The sequence below is a fragment of the Pseudoxanthomonas sp. 22568 genome, from assembly GCF_052044485.1.
Lineage (GTDB): Bacteria > Pseudomonadota > Gammaproteobacteria > Xanthomonadales > Xanthomonadaceae > Pseudoxanthomonas_A > Pseudoxanthomonas_A beigongshangi.
In genome coordinates, this window is the sequence record NZ_JBQENC010000003.1 from 247,491 (window position 1) to 264,663 (window position 17,173).

A 17,173-nucleotide genomic window follows, 5' to 3' on the forward strand; every position below is an offset into this window, starting at 1 on the left:
CCGGCGGGAGAGACTTCCGCCGGGGCAATGGGGTGTTTCCGTCTAGATCTTGAAGTCGTCGTAGGCGATTCGTGCCTCGTCCACGCCCAGCCGCTTCAGCAGTTGCCGCGTCGCCATCAGCATGGCTGGCGGCCCGCACAGATAGAAATCGCAGGCATGCAGATCCGGATGGTCGCGCAGCAGGGTGTGCTCGGCCACCTCGTGCACCAAGCCCCGCAGCAGCCCGTCACCGCACTCGGCCTCGTCCGACAGCACCAGGTGCCAGCTGAAGTTGGCGTGCCGTTGCGCCAGCGCCGCCATTTCCTCGATGTAGGGCGCGTCGCGCAGGCTGCGTGCGCCGTACCAGAAGTGCATGCGCTCGCCTGCCCCGCCGTCGAGGCAGGCATGGATCATCGCCCGCAGCGGGGCCATGCCCGCACCGCCACCGATGAACACCTTCTCCCGATGGCCCGGCTTGATCGCGAAATCGCCGAACGGTCCGCTGAAGCGCACCTTGTCGCCGGCCTTCAACGAGTACAGGTAGGTCGAACCCTTGCCGGTCGGCACCCGCTTCTTGCCTTGCGCGCCCGGATTGAAGCGCGCCAACAGGCTCAGCCGTCCCTCCGTGTTCGCCACCGGCAGCGACAGAGAATAGGAACGCCGCACCGCTTCCTTGTTGACCAGATTGGCCGGCAGTTCCAGCGCTCGCCAGTCGTCGCGGTGATGTTCCGGATGCGCCAGATCGTGCGGACGCAGGCGGTAATCCGGCACATGGACCTGCAGGTAGGCGCCGGGCTGGTATTCCTCGCCCAGCGCGGTGTCGGTCTTCAGCACGATCTCGCGCAGGAACGGCGTTACCGCCTCCACCCGTTCGACCACCGCCTCGTGCTCGGTCCACAGGCGGCTGCCGCCCGACACCTCGACGTGGGTGTCCTTGTCGACGTGCAGGTTGCAGGCCAGCCGGTAGCCGAGTTTCAGGCGTGATTCGGGCAGGTGGGCGCGGTCGGCCGCGGTCGCCGGCGGCGGCGTACCGCGGAAGCGCACTTCGCACAGGCCGCAGCTCTGCCCACCGCCACAGTTCGAAGGCAATTGCAGGCCATTGCGCGCCAGCGCCAGATAGACGTTGTCGCCATCGGCGGCGGTCACGGTGCGCAGGCAGGTGCCATCGGGATCGTGCACGGCCAGCTCATGGCCGCCGCGCCAGCGACGCGGCACGAACTCGCTCAGTCGGAAGCTCGCGAACAGCAGCCAGACGCCGGTCAGCGCCATCCACAGCCCGCCGATGCCCGCCGACACCACCAATGGATTGTTGAAGTCCACCCGTCCGCTGTAGTCCATGATGTGCAGCATCCAGAACACATCGAACAGCCGCCAGGTGCGGTTGCGGTGCTGCAACACCTGGCCGGTGTCCGCGGCCAGATAGACCGTCGTCTCCTCGGCGTCGTCGAAATCCACCCGCCACAACCGGCCGGGGTGATCGCGCACTTCCAGCGTGCGTTCCAGCAGGCGCGCCGGCGCCGCCTGCCCGGGTCCGGTGTAGGACGCCCGCGCCAGCTGTCCCGCCAGCGCGGCGTCGATGGCCAGGCGTGTTCCCGTCCGCGCATCGACCAGATGCGTGCGGGCGCCGTCGAATACCTGGTAGACGGGACGTTCGAGCAACCAGCCAGAAGCGACCGTGAACGCGTCCCCGCCCACCGCCGCCAGCGCCGTGGACGCCGGCCGCGCGTCGGCCGGCCATGCCCGCGGTTCCGCCGCATGCGCGCGGAATTCGTGGCCCTGCACCTTGTCGTGCTCCAGCCAGGCCATCATCAATCCACTCGCCATCCACAACACGAACTGCACGGCGATGATCAGCCCGACCCACTTGTGTAGTTTCCTCAGCCAGGGCGTCATGCGCTGCGCCTCCGGGTGAAGCTGTAGAACAGCAACCAGGCGCCGCTCAGCGCGAACAGCAAGCCGCTCGCCGCCGCCACCCGCAACAGGGTGTTGTTGACGTCCGTGCGCTTCTCGTAATCCATGATGTGGAACATCCACAGGAAATCGAACCAGCGCCACAGGCTGTGCCGGCGCGCCAGCAATTCGCCGGTGTCGGGCGAGAAATACAGCGTGGTCTGGCCACGATCGTCGAACCGCACCGCCCACATCGGCACGGGCCGGGTCTGCACTTCGCGGGGCGCGCGGGTGATCCATTCGGCGCCGGTCACGTCCGCCTCGCCCTGGTAGACCGCCTTGGCCAACGCGACCACGGTCGTGCGTTCCAGCGGGGTGATGCGCTCGCCGGTGCCGGCATCGACCAGGGAGGCGCGATCGCCCTGGCGGATCTCGTAGACCTCGCGGTCCAGCAGGCGCTTGATCTTCAGTGCCGTGATATCGGGATAGCGCGCGGCCAGATCCGCCTGCGCCACGCGCGGCGCGGCGGCGACCAGTGGATCAGTGTGGCTGTGCGCCAGGTGATCGCCATGGATGATGTCGAGCGGGACGACGGTCATGTAGACGCCGCTGATCATCCACAGCAGCGCCTGTACTCCGACGATCAGCCCGATCCATTTATGGGCGCGGCGCGCCCAGAAAGCGGGTTTCATTCGAATGTTCCTGTTGGTTGCGGCGTCGCCGCGATCTGCCCGTCCGCCGGTTGGCCGGCGGACGGGTCACGGTTCACCAGCGGTAGCCGAAACGCGCGTACCAGCGCCGGCCCAGCAGGTCGTAGGTCATCGTGTCGGTGTTGCCGTCCGTGTAGCTCTGGATGAACGGCGCCTGCTTGTCCCACAGGTTGTCGATGCCGAACGAGACATCGAACGACTGCCCCACCGGCGCGAACTTCGCCTGCACGTTGTGGTAGGTCAGGCTTGGCGCGTGATCGCCGGTGAACCCCTTCGTGGCGGTGATGTCGTCGGTCTTGCCGATGTACTGCACGCTGTAGGAACCGGACCAGGCATCGCGCTTGGCCGTCAGCGAGGTGAACGCCCGCCAGTGCGCGTAGCTGCCGCGTCCGCCGGTGATCTCGCCGGCATACTCGATCAGATCCGCGCCCGGGAACGGCCGCACGTCATAGCGATCCAGGTAGGACACATCCATGCTGAAGGTCGAGTCGAAACCCATCGCATCGAACTCGTACAGGCCGCCCAGATCGATGCCGGAGATCCGCTCGTTGGCCGCGTTGACCGGCTGCGAGGACAGGAAGTCCACTTCGCCGGTGACCGGGTTGCGGGTGAAGTTCTCGCTGCCGCAGAACGGATGCGCCAGGCCCGGGGTGCTGTAGCAGATGGACAGCTTGGTCGACCCGTCGATGCGCTGGATCGCGTTGTCGATGCGGATGTTGAAGTAGTCCACGGTCAGGGTCAGGCCCGGCAGGAAGCCCGGCGTCCACACCGCGCCCACCGTCAGCGACTTGGCATCCTCCGGCTCCAGATCCGGATTGCCGCCAGAGGTGGTCAGAATGGTGTTGCCCGGCTGCACGTAGCCGGCAGGCACGCCGTAGGCCTGGCAGTTCTGGCGCACGGTCGGATCGATGGTGGTGCTGGTGCTCCAGCCGCTGCACGGATCGGTCGTGGTCAGATTGCCCTCGGCGACGCCGCCGAACAGCTCGGGGATGTTCGGGATGCGGAAGGCGGTGGCGTAGTTGGCGCGGATCTTGAGCGACGGCATCACCTGCCAGTCCAGGCCGACCTTGTAGTTGATGTCCTCGCCGAACAGGTCGTAGTCCGAATAGCGGACGGCGGCGTTGAGAATCAACGAATCGGCGATGGCGCTGTCCATCAACAGCGGCACGGCGAACTCGACGAAGGCTTCCTTGGCGGTGTACTCGCCGGCAATCGGATCCTGCTGGTTGGTGTTGGCGATGCCCATCACGGTCAGCGGATCCGGATCGCGCCAGCCGCGTTCCTTGCGGACTTCGATGCCGGAGGCGAAGCCCACCCAGCCCGCCGGCATTTCGAACAACTGGCCGCTGATGTTGGCGGTGAAGCTCTTCTGTTCATTGCCGCCATGATCGCGGGTGGTGAACAGGATGTAGTCCAGCACTTCCTGGCTGACGTCGCCGTAGCCCAGGTAGTCGGCGCAGGGAATCGCCGCCCCCGGCGCGTTGCTGCAGATCGCGGTGTCGAGGGTCTGGTCCACGCGGTCCAGGTTGGCCACCTTGGTGGAGCCGTCCAGGCCGGTGTTGCGGCCCCAGTTCAATGCGGCCGACCAGTCCCAGTTCATGCCCAGCTGGCCTTCCAGCCCGACCACCGCGCGGAAGGTGTTGGTGTCCTGGAAGAACCGGCGGGTACCGGCTTCCTCAAGGCGGCGACGCTGCAACAGCAGATCCTGCCCCGTCGGGTTGGTCGGATGATCCGCGGCGATGTTGATTGGCCGGTACACGCCCAGGCCGCCTGGCGTCGCGAGCTGGTGCGACTGGCGATTGGTGTACATCAGTTCGGTGAACAGGCGCGTGGTGTCGTTGAGCTGGGTATCGCCGAACAGGCTGAAGCTCAGGCGCTTGATCGGATTGACCGCGTTGAGGGTCGGGTTGCCGTTGTAGTTGTGCTTGGCCGCCGAATACGGCTCGTAGAAGTCGCCGTCGCCGTTTGGATCCTGGTTGAAGTTGACCCGGCTGCCGTCGGCCAGCAAGGCGCGACCGCCGATGGTGGTGGAGCTGCCGGAGCAGACCAGGCCGCCGGTGTCCTCGTCCACCGCCAGCCCGCAAGGCGCGCGCGTGGCCATGTTGACGCTGCCGCTTTCCGAATAGCTCAGCCCGGCCATCAGCGAGCCGCGATCGCTGGTGGTGCCCCAGACCAGATCGAAGGATCCGTCTTCGCCGTCGCTCTCGAAGGTCTGGCCATAGCGCATCGCCAGTTCGGCGCCTTCGAAGTTCTTCTTGGTGATGATGTTGACCACGCCGGCCACGGCATCGGCGCCGTAGATGGCCGACGCGCCATCCTTCAGCACCTCGATGCGCTCGATCAGCGCCACCGGGATCATATTCAGGTCGACCGAACTGTTGGCGCCGGTGCCGCCGTTGACCACGCGACGGCCATTGAGCAGCACCAGGGTGCGGTTGATGCCCAGGCCACGCAGGTTGACCTGGGTGGTGCCGTAACCGTTCTCGGCCCAGTAGGCGTTGGTCTGGCTGCCGGCGAAACCGGCGGAGGCCGGCAGGCGTTGCAGCAGGGTTTCCACCGAAGTGGCGCCGGAACGTTCGATGGTTTCGGCGTCGACGACGCTCACCGGACCGACGCCCGAAATCTGCAGGCGCTTGATGTGGCTGCCGGTGACCTGGACGGTGTCCAGCGTGGTCGCCTGCTCTTGCGGGGCCGATGCAGCGTCGGCGGTGGCGGTGTCCTGCGCGTGCAGGGTGTGGACGAAGCCTGCGCACAGCAGTGCGCCGACGGCCGCGGCCAGCGGATTGGGTTTGAAAAACATGGGCTCTCTCCCCGTGTCGGGTGTCTTGTCTGTTCGGATGGTGTCCCGCGGGAAATGCCCGGCAGGACGAACGGGCCGCGCTCGCGGCCATGACAAGCTCAGCCGATCGGAGGTCGGAACACGCGCGAGACGCCGCTGCGCACTTCCGGCAACAGCGGGGGATTCAGATAGGGCGCATCCAGGACATGCTGGGCCGCGAAAAGCGGCGCGTTGCGTCCCGGATAAAAAGTGAGCACGCAACTGCAGGCGCAACTGGTCGCGCTGCCGCAATCGCAATCATCGTGGTGATCGCCGTTCGTCGGATCGCCGGTCAACCAGCCCGCGTCGGCGGTGCAGGCGGGCGCGCCGCGGTCAGGCTTGGCCTGTTCATCATGCTGGCGATGGCCGCCCTGCCCGCTTTCGCCGTCGCCGATCGCGGCCAGATCAGCAACCGCCATCCGCGTCGCCGCCCACGCGCTGGCCGCGCCGTCCAGGCAAAGGACGGTGATCAGGACCAGTCGCAGGAGCAGGCGAATCGACATCGGGAAGAGCGGGCACCAGGTTGTCTATACGAGAGACTTAACACTTATCGAAAACGGGTGTCAACCGTTTGTGCGCTGCGGCATCGAAATCGCTGGCGACAGTTGTATAGACATGACATGCTTTTTCCATGGAGACGCCCAAGCCGCACTACCTCAAGCTGAAGCAGTACATCCTCCGCCATATCACCAATGGCGATTGGCCGCCGTTGAGTCGGGTGCCCAGCGAGAACGATCTGGTGGTCAAGTTCGGCGTCTCGCGGATGACCGTCAACCGCGCGCTGCGCGAACTCAGCGACTCCGGCGTGCTCACCCGCGTGCAGGGTGTCGGCACCTTCGTCGCCGGCCCGAAGGCCGAGTCCGCCATGTTCGAGGTGCGCAGCATCCGCGAGGAAATCGTCGCGCGCGGACAGGTCCACAGCGTGCAGGTGCTGATCGGCGAGGCGGTGGTCGGGCGCCCCACCGTCACCAACCAGTTCGGCCTGGAATCCGGTGCCGAACTGTTCCACACCCGCCTGCTGCACAAGGCCAACGGCAAGCCGCTGCAGTTGGAGGACCGCTTCGTCAATCCGGCCAGCGCGCCGGATTACCTGGGCATCGATTTCCAGACCGAGATTCCGCACCAGTACCTGATGCGCGTGGCGCCGCTGGAGCGCACCGAACACGTCATCGAGGCCGAGACCGCCAACAAGCGGCTGGCCGCGCAACTGGAGATCGCCGAGGGCGATCCCGTGCTGGTGCTGACCCGTCGCACCTGGTCGCGCGGCCAGGTCGTCACCTGGGTCCGCCTCACCTACCCCGCTTCCCGCTATCGGTTCGTCGGCACCTTCCAGGTCGGCGCCACCATCACTCCCGGAGGATAACCATGACCGCCACCGATCCCTCGCGCACCGCCGGTGCCCGTCCCGTCCGCGCGCCGCGCGGCACCGACCTGCATTGCCGCAGCTGGCTGACCGAAGCGGCCTACCGCATGCTGCAGAACAACCTGGATCCGGACGTGGCCGAGCGCCCCGACGAACTGGTCGTGTACGGCGGCATCGGTCGCGCCGCGCGCAACTGGGCCTGCTTCGACAAGATCCTGGAAACCCTGCGCACGCTGGGCGACGACGAGACCCTGCTGATCCAGTCCGGCAAGCCGGTCGGCGTGTTCCGCACCCACGCCGACGCGCCGCGCGTGCTGCTCGCCAATTCCAACCTGGTCCCGCACTGGGCCACCTGGGACCACTTCAACGAGCTCGATAAGAAGGGCCTGATGATGTACGGGCAGATGACCGCCGGCAGCTGGATCTACATCGGCAGCCAGGGCATCGTCCAGGGTACCTACGAAACCTTCGTCGAACTCGGCCGCCAGCACTACGGCGGCGACTGGTCGGGCAAATGGATCCTCACCGCCGGCCTCGGCGGCATGGGTGGCGCGCAGGCGCTGGCGGCGACGCTGGCCGGCGCCAGCAGCATCGTCATCGAATGCCAGGAATCGCGCATCGACTTCCGCATGCGCACCCGCTACGTGGACTTCAAGGCCCGCAGCATCGAGGAGGCACTGGAAATCATCCGCACCACCGATCGCCCGGTCTCGGTCGGCCTGCTCGGCAACGCGGCCGAACTGCTGCCGAAGTTCGTCGAGCTGGCGCGCCAGGGCGTGGCCAGGCCGGACGCGGTCACCGACCAGACCTCCGCGCATGATCTGATCAATGGTTACCTGCCGACCGGCTGGACGGTCGAGCAGTGGGTCGCCGCGCGCAATGGCGGCGACGCCGAGCGCGCCGCGCTGACCAACGCCGCCGCCGAGTCCTGCGCCGTCCACGTCAAGGCGATGCTCGATTTCCACCACATGGGCGTGCCGACGATCGACTACGGCAACAACATCCGCCAGGTCGCCAAGGATCGCGGCGTCGCCAATGCCTTCGATTTCCCCGGCTTCGTCCCCGCCTGCATCCGACCGCTGTTCTGCCGCGGCATGGGTCCGTTCCGCTGGGTCGCGCTGAGCGGCGATCCGGAGGACATCTACAAGACCGACGCCAAGATCAAGGAACTGTTCCCCGACAACGCCCACCTGCACCGCTGGCTGGATCAGGCGCGCGAGCGCATCGCCTTCCAGGGCCTGCCCGCGCGCATCTGCTGGCTGGGCCTGGGCGAGCGCCACCGCGCCGCGCTGGCGTTCAACGAGATGGTCCGCAACGGCGAGCTCAAGGCGCCGATCGTGATCGGCCGCGATCACCTCGACTGCGGTTCGGTCGCCAGCCCCAACCGCGAGACCGAAGGCATGCGCGACGGCTCCGACGCGGTCTCCGACTGGCCGCTGCTGAACGCGATGCTGGCCACCTCCGGCGGCGCCACCTGGGTCAGCCTGCACCACGGCGGCGGCGTCGGCATGGGCTTCTCCCAGCATTCGGGCGTGGTCATCGTCTGCGACGGCAGCGAGGCCGCCGACCAGCGCCTGTCGCGCGTCCTGTTCAACGATCCGGCGATGGGCGTGATGCGCCACGCCGACGCCGGCTACGAGGACGCACTCGTCTGTGCCCGCGAACACCACCTGCACCTGCCTGCCATCACCGGATAAGCCTCCATGTTGAATCTCGTTCCCGGCCAGCTGTCGCTGGCCCAGATCCGCACCATCGCCAATGCCTTCGAGCCGATCCAACTGGATCCGGCCTGCCTGCCGGCGGTGCGCGCCTCCGCCGAAACGGTGCAGTCGATCGTCGCCGCCGGTGCGCCCGCCTACGGCATCAATACCGGCTTCGGCAAACTCGCCAAGGTGCACATCCCGGTCGACCAGTTGGAACAGTTGCAGACCAACCTGGTGCGCTCGCACGCGGTCGGCATGGGTCCGCTGCTGGACGACGACACCGTGCGCCTGATCCTGGCGCTGAAAATCGCCTCGCTGGCGCGCGGTTTCTCCGGCGTGCGCGAGCAGACCCTGCAAGCGCTGATCGCGATGTACAACGCGCAGATCTGGCCGTGCATTCCCTCGCAGGGCTCGGTCGGCGCCTCCGGCGATCTGGCGCCGCTGTCGCACCTGAGCCTGGCCGCGATGGGTGAAGGCCAGGTCCGCGTCAACGGTGAACTGCGCGATGCCGGCGAAGCGCTGCGCGCCGCGGGCATCACCCCGATCAAGCTCGCCGCCAAGGAAGGCCTGGCCCTGCTCAACGGCACCCAGGTTTCCACCGGCATCGCCCTGCGCGCGCTGTTCGCGGCCGAACAGGTCTACTCGGCCGCGGTGCTGGCCGGCGCGCTGAGCGTGGATGCGGCCTGTGGATCCGACGCGCCGTTCGATCCGCGCATCCATGCCGTGCGCGGCCAGCCCGGCCAGATCGAGGTCGCCGCCGAATACCTGCGCCTGCTGCACGGCAGCGCCATTCGCGAATCGCACCGCCACAACGACACCCGCGTGCAGGATCCCTACAGCCTGCGCTGCCAACCGCAGGTCATGGGCGCGTGCCGCGACCAGTTGCAGCAGGCCGCGCGCACGCTGTGGATCGAAGCCAACGCGGTGTCCGACAACCCGCTGGTGTTCACCGACACCGGCGACGTGATCTCCGGCGGCAACTTCCACGCCGAGCCGGTGGCCTTCGCCGCCGACCAGATCACGATTGCCGTCTCCGAAGTCGGCGCGCTGTCCGAACGCCGCATCGCCCTGTTGATCGACGCCAGCATCTCCGGCCTGCCGGCCTTCCTGGTGGCCGAGCCGGGCATCAACTCCGGCTTCATGATCGCCCACGTCACCGCCGCGGCGCTCGCCAGCGAGAACAAGACCCTCGCCCATCCGGCCAGCGTCGATTCGCTGCCGACCTCGGCCAACCAGGAGGATCACGTCAGCATGGCGACCTTCGCCGCGCGCAAGGCCGGCGACGTGGCGACCAACGTGCGCCGCATCGTCGCCATCGAGCTGCTGGCCGCCGCCCAGGGCATCGACTTCCGCCGTCCGCTGAAGTCCTCCGAGCTGCTGGAAGCCGCCCACGCCCGCATCCGCGCGGAAGTCCCGCACTACGGCGAGGACCGCTACCTGGCGCCGGAGATGCAGGCATTGGAAGCGCTGGTCGCCAGCGGTACATTGACCGCCTTCGTCGACATGCCGCTCGGGGTATCCGCGTGATTCCAGGCTGGAAAGGCCGCATCGATCCGCCCGGCGACGGCGACACCCGCCGCTGGCACCAGATCGTCGCCACGCCCGAGGCGGGCGCACCCGCTGGCGTGGCGCTGGTGGGTTTCGCCTGCGACGAGGGCATCCGCCGCAACAACGGCCGCACCGGCTCGGCGCAGGGCCCGATGGTCCTGCGCGCGGCACTGTCGAACCTGCCGGTGCGCGACGACGCCCCGCTGTACGACGCGGGCGACGTGATCTGCGAAGGCGAGGATCTGGAAGGCGCGCAGGCGGCGTTCGGCGCCCGCGTCGCCGCCTTGCTCGACGCCGGCCACCTGCCGATCGGCCTGGGGGGCGGGCACGAGATCGCCTTCGCCAGCTACCAGGGCCTGGTCGGCCACCTGCGCGAGCGTCGCCCGCGCGTGGGCATCGTCAATTTCGACGCGCATTTCGATCTGCGCCAGCAACCGGTTGGCAGTTCCGGCACGCCGTTCCTGCAGGCGCTGGATCACGCCGCCGGCATCGGCCTGGACGCGCAGTACCTGTGCCTGGGCATCAGCGCATCGGCCAATACCCGCCAGTTGTTCGAGACCGCGCGCCAACGGGGCGTGCGCTATCTGCTGGACGACGAGATGGACATGCGGCGGCTGGACCTGTGCCAGCAGCGCGTGGCCGACTGGCTGCGCGATATCGACCTGATCTACCTGACCATCTGCCTGGACGTGCTGCCGCACGCGACGGCGCCCGGCGTCAGCGCACCCAGCGCCCGCGGCGTGCCGCTGGAGGTGCTGGAGCCACTGCTGGAAACCATCGCGGCGACCGGCAAGGTCGCGCTGATGGACGTGGCGGAACTGTCGCCGCCGTTCGACCGCGACAATGGCACCGCCCGGGTCGCCGCCCGCCTGATCCACCGCGCGGCGCACGCCATCCGCGGCTGAGCCCGCCAGCGCGACAAAAACCCTTGACTCTTGACCAAGGTCAAAGGTGCAGAATGGCGTCATTCCGAACCGGAGAACGCCATGAACATCGGCCAATTGGCACGCCTGGCGGGCGTGCCCATCGATACCGTCCGCTACTACGAGCGCCAGCAACTGCTGCCGCCGCCCAGCCGCAGCCCCGCCGGCTACCGCCGCTATGAAGGCTCGGACGTCACCCGCCTGACCTTCATCCGCCGCGCCAAGGCGCTCGGCTTCACTCTGGACGAGGTCCGCGATCTGCTGGACATCAGCGCCGGCCGCGAGGACATGGGCCAGATGAAGGCCGCCGCCGCCAGCAAACTGGCCGTCGTTGAGGAGCGCCTGGCCGAGATGACCCGCATGCGCGACGCGCTGCGCAGCCTGGTCGAGGCCTGTCCGGGCCATGGCGATCTGAGCGAGTGCCCGATCGTGGCCGCCCTCGCCGAGGAACCGAAATGAGCGGGTCCTGCCATTCGCACGACAAGCCGGATGCCAACAAGGCGCAAGGCGGATGCTGCGGTGGCGGTTCCTCATTCTCCCCGACCGCCGCTGTTCGTGACCCGGTCTGCGGCATGAGCGTGGATCCGGCGACCGCGCCGCATCACGTCGAACACGACGGCCAGACCTACCACTTCTGCTCCGCTGGCTGCCGGGACAAATTCGTCGCCGAACCCGAACGATTCCTCGCCGCACATGCCGCCGAGGAAAAAACATCGGCGTGCTGCGGCACCGGAAAAGCCGAAGCCGCCAGCGCGGCGAAGGCGAATGACGCGTGCTGCCGCGGTGGCGATGCCGACCACGCGCATGCGGGCTCCAACGACCACGCGCACGGACATGCCCATCACCACGCCACCGCGCCTTCCCACGCCGCTCATGACCACGCACACCATCACGCCGCACACACCGCGGGTACCGTGATCGATCCGGTCTGCGGCATGCGCGTGGATCCGACCACCACCGCTCACCACGCCGAACACGCCGGCCAGGCCTACCACTTCTGTTCGGCCGGCTGCCGCACAAAATTCATCGCCGATCCGCCGCGCTGGCTGGCGCCGAAGCGCGAGCCCGAACCGGCCGTGCCCGGCGCGCAGTACACCTGCCCCATGCATCCGGAAATCGTCCGCGACGGCCCCGGCACCTGCCCGATCTGCGGCATGGCGCTGGAGCCGATGATGCCTTCGCTGGATGACGGCGAGAATCCGGAACTCACCGACTTCCGCCGTCGCTTCTGGTGGACCCTGCCGCTGAGCGTGGCGACCCTGGTGCTGGCGATGTTCGGCCAGTACTTCCACGGCCTGTCTCCCACCACGCGCACCTGGATCGAACTGGTACTCAGCACGCCGGTGGTGCTGTGGGCGGCCTGGCCGTTCTTCCAGCGCTGGGCGCAGTCCATCCGCAACCGCAGCCCCAACATGTGGACTCTGATCGGCACCGGCGTCGGCGCCGCCTACGGCTACAGCGTGGTGGCAACGGTGGCGCCGGATCTGTTTCCCGCCTCGTTCCACGAGCACGGCCGGGTCGGCGTGTACTTCGAGGCCGCGGCAATCATCGTCTCGTTGACCCTGCTGGGCCAGTTGCTGGAACTGAAGGCGCGCTCGCAGACCTCGGCCGCGATCAAGGCGCTGCTCGGACTCGCCCCCAAGACCGCCCGCCGCCTGCGCGAGGACGGCCAGGAAGAGGACATCGAACTCTCGCACGTCCACGTCGGCGATCGCCTGCGCGTGCGCCCCGGCGAAAAGGTGCCGGTGGACGGCGTGGTGATCGAAGGCCGCTCGCACATCGACGAGTCGATGTTGACCGGCGAACCGGTGCCGGTGTCCAAGGAAAACGGCGACAGCGTCATCGGCGCCACCATCAACGGCTCCGGCAGCCTGATCATCCGCGCCGAGCGGGTCGGCAGCGACAGCGTGCTCGCCCAGATCGTGCAACTGGTGGCGCAGGCGCAACGCTCGCGCGCGCCGATGCAGCGGCTGGCCGACAAGGTGTCGTTCTGGTTCGTGCTGGCGGTGCTGGCCGCGGCCGTGCTGACCTTCCTGGGCTGGGGCCTGTTCGGTCCGGAGCCGTCGTGGACCTATGCCGTGCTCAATGCAGTCTCGGTGCTGATCATCGCCTGTCCCTGTGCGCTGGGCCTGGCCACGCCGATGTCGATCATGGTCTCGACCGGCCGCGCCGCCCAGCTGGGCGTGCTGTTCCGCGACGCCGAGGCAATCGAGACCCTGCGCAAGGTCGATACCCTCATCGTCGACAAGACCGGCACGCTCACCGAAGGCCGTCCGGCGTTCCGCGTCCTGATTCCGGCCAGCGGATTCGAGGAAAACGAAGCGCTGCGGCTGGCCGCCAGCCTGGACGCCGGCAGCGAGCATCCGCTGGCGCACGCCATCGTCGCCGAAGCGCGCGAGCGCGGCATCGCGCTGGCGCCGGCACAGGATTTCGAATCCTCAAGCGGCATCGGCGTACGCGGTCACGTGGACGGCTACGCGCTGGCGCTGGGCAACACCGCGCTGATGCAGGAAACCGGCGTGGACGTGTCGGCGCTGGACGCCGACGCCCGCCGCCTGCGCGCGGAGGGCGCCAGCGTGATGTTCCTGGCCGTGGGCGGCCGCGCCGCCGGCCTGATCGCGGTGGCCGATCCGATCAAGGTCACCACGCCTTCGGCGCTGCGTGCGTTGCAGGCGATCGGCGTGCGCATCGTGATGGCCACCGGCGACGGCGAACGCACCGCGCAAGCGGTGGCCTCGCAGGTCGGCATCGACGAGGTCCATGGCGAAGTGCGTCCGGCCGACAAGGCCGCGCTGGTCGCCCGCCTGAAAGCCGAAGGCCGGGTGGTGGCGATGGCCGGCGACGGCATCAACGACGCTCCCGCCCTCGCCTCCGCCGATGTCGGCATCGCCATGGGTACCGGCACCGACGTGGCGATGTCCAGCGCGCAGGTCACCCTGGTCAAGGGCGATCTGGGCGGCATCGTCCGCGCCAAGGCATTGTCGGAAGCAACCGTGCGCAACATGCGCCAGAACCTGGGCTTCGCGTTCTTCTACAACGCATTGGGTGTGCCGGTCGCCGCCGGCCTGCTGTTCCTGTTCGGCGGCCCGTTGCTTTCACCGATGCTGGCCGCGCTGGCGATGAGCCTGAGCTCGGCCTCGGTGGTCGCCAACGCGCTGCGCCTGCGTCACCAGTCGCTGCCCACGAGCGCCTGAGCCCGGCCCCGGNGCATCCGCTGCGGCACCTCCGACAGAGGGTCTCTTTGCCATGCCTTAACACGTCGGGCGCGAGCATGCGCCCTTCCGCATGGAGGTTGATTCATGGCATACGTGGATGGTTTCCTGTTGGCGGTGCCCGCCGCACGACTTGCGGAGTACCGCAAACTCGCCCGCCAGGCCGGACAGGTCTGGATGGACCATGGCGCGGTCGAGTACTGGGAATGCGTGGGCGACGACGTACCCGACGGCAAGACCACCTCGTTCGCACGCAGCGTCAAACTCAAACCCGGCGAGGTCGTGATCTTTTCCTGGATCCGCTACCGCTCCCGTGCCCACCGCGATCGCGTGAACGCCAAGGCGATGGCCGACCCGCGCATCGCCGACATGGGCCCCGACCAGATGCCGTTCGATCCCAAGCGGATGATGTATGGCGGATTCACGGGGCTGGTGTCGCGGGTGCGTTAGCAATCGACACCGCCCGCGAGGACGTCCAGTCCGCGCACCGCGCAAGCGCAGTTCCGTCCGACCGATACCACATCGGCACACGGACACAGCCCCCTCCCCCGCCTGCGGGGGAGGGTTGGGGTGGGGGCAAGCGGAAAGATCCCGAGCTAAGACAACCGGCGCCGGAAACACACCACCGCACCGACTGCGAAGGATGAATAACGACTGCTGAAAAGCGCCCCCATCCCAGCCTTCCCCCGCACGCGGGGGAAGGGGCAGAACATCGCAGCGGCACTGACACAGTCCCCTCCCCCGCCCGCGGGGGAGGGTTGGGGTGGGGGCAAGCGGAAAGATCCCGAGCCATGACACACAACGCCGGAACCACACCACCGCACCGACTGCGAAGGATGGATAACGACTGCTGAAAAGCGCCCCCATCCCAGCCTTCCCCCGCACGCGGGGGAAGGGGCAAAAAACCTACCAGAGACACACACTAGCCCCCTCCCCCGCCCGCGGGGGAGGATTGGGGTGGGGGCAAGCGGAAGAATCCCGAGCCATGACAACCAACGTCGGAAAAACACCAGCACACCAGCTGCGAAGGATGGAAAACGACTGCTGAAAAGCGCCCCCATCCCAGCCTTCCCCCGCATGCGGGGGAAGGGGCAGAACACCGTGCTGGCGGGCGTGATTGTTTTCTTCAGCGCCTTCCCCTTCGGTCGCCATCGTTGTACGAGCTCATCGCTCGTATCTTCATTCCGCCCTATCCAGAGCCATCCGATACACAACGTGGCTACGCCGCTTCCGTGACAACGGAAACATTGAATCGAAAACGTTCAAAGTTAGTCGACATCGCGCAAGCGCATCAGCAAACTTCGGCGTCAGGAGTTCGAAAAACTCTTATACAGGAACACAACCCTCTGTCTTCCCGTGGCCTATTTGTTTCATCACTGGATGACGACCGGCGATCGCACGTTTCTCCTCACGCCGGGAGGGGGCGAATACAAAACCCGCAAGGGGAATCAGCCCAGCCGCCTGTATACGGTTTTTCGCCTCCCGGCTCCCGGCCGCGCTTCCGCGTGCCGGGATACTTCAACGAAGAAATGGAGGTCCCCATGACCAACCCACGTATGGTCTATCTGTTGGAAGAAGAAACCCAGCTCAACATGATCCAGCTGCGTGATCACGTCAAGCTTCTGTCCACGCTGTCCAGTCCGCGCTTCCGCAAGGACGAGCACCACTGTCTGCCGGTTCCCCTGCAGGCCCTTAGCGACTGCTTCGCCTACATCGCCCAGGACATCAACGACATGCTCGACGCCCTGCGCTACCACTACGGCGAACCCGAAGCGGACGAAGCCGCCGGCAACGCGTAACAAAAAACGCGGGCTGCTAGCGCCCGCGTTCCGTGTTCACATCCAACAGACAAGAACTCGCCTTCGGTCCGCATGCACGCATACGAACCCGTTCTTTCAGGGCAAATCAAAGAGTGAGTGATAGGAAAGGACTATCCGCTCCGAATCCAGCGCCGATATCACGATCTTTCCCCGCGACGTCCGCACGCCGCCTGCTTCATCGCTCACTGCCGTATCGATATCGTATCGATAGATATGGCCATAATCGCTATCGCGGGTGACCGATTCACTCGTCCATATGATTCCACCAAAATTGTCTGCGACGGATCGCACGAGTTCCGTACAGGAAAGAGCTCGCACCCGTTCCGGTGAAATGGGTTCTTCGTGCTGCCCCGCAGATACGGGAGGCCCCTCCGGAACCACAAGTGTCTCCTTGAACTCAATGCACGAACTCGCTAACCGTCACCAGCCGTCTTGACCGGTTCCCATAGACCACGAAACGGGAAATCAGGCGCCACTAGCCGCCACGTCCTTGACGTCGCGATGTCCTGGAACCACCGCCCTCCGTAGATTTCCCCGTCACTGCAGGCAGGGTCCGTCGTCACCTCGACAACGATGCCATCGCGGATGCAGGACTCGATGTGCTGCACGAAGCGACGATACTCCGATGGCGTTTCAAAGCCGCGAATTGGATACCACTCAGTACTTTGCACTGAATTGCCTCTATCCACATCATCAGATGAAGCCCGGCATCCGCTGGGCTCCTCTTGACTGTCGAGATCAGGCAGCCCTCACTTCACCTTCGCGTAAGTCCCCTTCAGCGCCACGCCCGACATGATGTTGCCGGCATAGCATTCGTAGTTAGTGGGGCTCTTGAATTCGTTCTTCTTGAAGTAGCTGGTGATGTCGACCACCGCGTTGGCGCCGCGCGCCTTGGCGCTTTCCTGGAAGGCCTTGAGCACCGACAGGGCGACCCAGCGGCAGGATTCAACATCGTTCTTGCCGACACCGTTGGTCTTCTTGTTGGAGACGTCCTCGCCCATGCGCGAGACCACTGCGGGGTGGGCCTGGCCGGCCAGGTAGAAACGCACGCTGCCGTCGATGCCGGCTTCCTTGGCCTGCGGCGAGTCGATCAGTTCCTGCAGCGGCAGTTCCAGGCGGGTGTCGCCGGCGAAGGCGTTCGGCGCGGCGATGGACAGGGTCAGCAGGGCGGCGGTGAGAAGGCGTTTCATCGGGTACTCCTTGTAGT

13 protein-coding genes are annotated in these 17,173 nt (G+C 66.8%); 8 read left to right on the plus strand and 5 right to left on the minus strand.

What is annotated here, in order from left to right; all coding sequences use genetic code 11:
- Positions 1-42: 42 nt before the first annotated feature.
- The 4 genes from ACTJI2_RS05285 to ACTJI2_RS05300 form a co-directional block, all read right to left on the minus strand.
- On the minus strand, positions 43-1,872 hold the full coding sequence (locus ACTJI2_RS05285; RefSeq protein WP_440841358.1) for a 2Fe-2S iron-sulfur cluster-binding protein: 1,830 nt from the start codon (positions 1,870-1,872) through the stop codon (positions 43-45).
- Positions 1,869-2,561, minus strand: a complete 693-nt coding sequence (locus tag ACTJI2_RS05290) for a PepSY domain-containing protein (RefSeq protein WP_440841359.1) — start codon at positions 2,559-2,561, stop codon at positions 1,869-1,871. The genes ACTJI2_RS05285 and ACTJI2_RS05290 overlap by 4 nt, the downstream gene beginning before the upstream one ends.
- 73 nt (positions 2,562-2,634) lie before the next feature.
- A complete protein-coding gene (locus tag ACTJI2_RS05295) occupies positions 2,635-5,379 on the minus strand; it encodes a TonB-dependent receptor (protein WP_440841360.1) in 2,745 nt (914 codons plus the stop codon).
- A 98-nt stretch (positions 5,380-5,477) separates the two neighbouring features.
- Entirely contained in the window at positions 5,478-5,900 is a 423-nt protein-coding gene (locus tag ACTJI2_RS05300) for a CopL family metal-binding regulatory protein (protein ID WP_440841361.1), read from the minus strand.
- A 128-nt stretch (positions 5,901-6,028) separates the two neighbouring features.
- Between ACTJI2_RS05300 and hutC the strand changes: the two genes are divergently transcribed.
- From hutC to ACTJI2_RS05340, 8 genes are all read left to right on the plus strand, one after another.
- Complete coding sequence (gene hutC, locus ACTJI2_RS05305) at positions 6,029-6,760, plus strand: histidine utilization repressor (protein WP_318289159.1); 732 nt, start codon at positions 6,029-6,031, stop codon at positions 6,758-6,760.
- Between the two features lie 2 nt (positions 6,761-6,762).
- Positions 6,763-8,457, plus strand: coding sequence for a urocanate hydratase (hutU, locus tag ACTJI2_RS05310; RefSeq protein WP_440841362.1), 1,695 nt, complete (start codon positions 6,763-6,765; stop codon positions 8,455-8,457).
- A 6-nt stretch (positions 8,458-8,463) separates the two neighbouring features.
- Complete coding sequence (gene hutH, locus ACTJI2_RS05315; protein WP_440841364.1) at positions 8,464-9,990, plus strand: histidine ammonia-lyase; 1,527 nt, start codon at positions 8,464-8,466, stop codon at positions 9,988-9,990.
- Entirely contained in the window at positions 9,987-10,916 is a 930-nt protein-coding gene (gene hutG, locus ACTJI2_RS05320) for a formimidoylglutamase (protein WP_440841365.1), read from the plus strand. The genes hutH and hutG overlap by 4 nt, the downstream gene beginning before the upstream one ends.
- A gap of 81 nt (positions 10,917-10,997) precedes the next feature.
- Entirely contained in the window at positions 10,998-11,393 is a 396-nt protein-coding gene (locus tag ACTJI2_RS05325; protein ID WP_183636593.1) for a heavy metal-responsive transcriptional regulator, read from the plus strand.
- Entirely contained in the window at positions 11,390-14,128 is a 2,739-nt protein-coding gene (locus tag ACTJI2_RS05330) for a heavy metal translocating P-type ATPase (protein WP_440841366.1), read from the plus strand. Before ACTJI2_RS05325 ends, ACTJI2_RS05330 begins: the two co-directional genes overlap by 4 nt.
- A gap of 105 nt (positions 14,129-14,233) precedes the next feature.
- Entirely contained in the window at positions 14,234-14,596 is a 363-nt protein-coding gene (locus ACTJI2_RS05335; RefSeq protein WP_440841367.1) for a DUF1428 domain-containing protein, read from the plus strand.
- Positions 14,597-15,687: 1,091 nt separating this feature from the next.
- Entirely contained in the window at positions 15,688-15,945 is a 258-nt protein-coding gene (locus tag ACTJI2_RS05340) for an XAC0095 family protein (protein WP_440841368.1), read from the plus strand.
- Between the two features lie 770 nt (positions 15,946-16,715).
- Here the strand turns inward: ACTJI2_RS05340 and ACTJI2_RS05345 are convergent.
- Positions 16,716-17,156: an excinuclease ATPase subunit gene (locus tag ACTJI2_RS05345; RefSeq protein WP_183636602.1), complete on the minus strand. Its 441-nt coding sequence runs from the start codon at positions 17,154-17,156 to the stop codon at positions 16,716-16,718.
- Positions 17,157-17,173 lie beyond the last annotated feature (17 nt).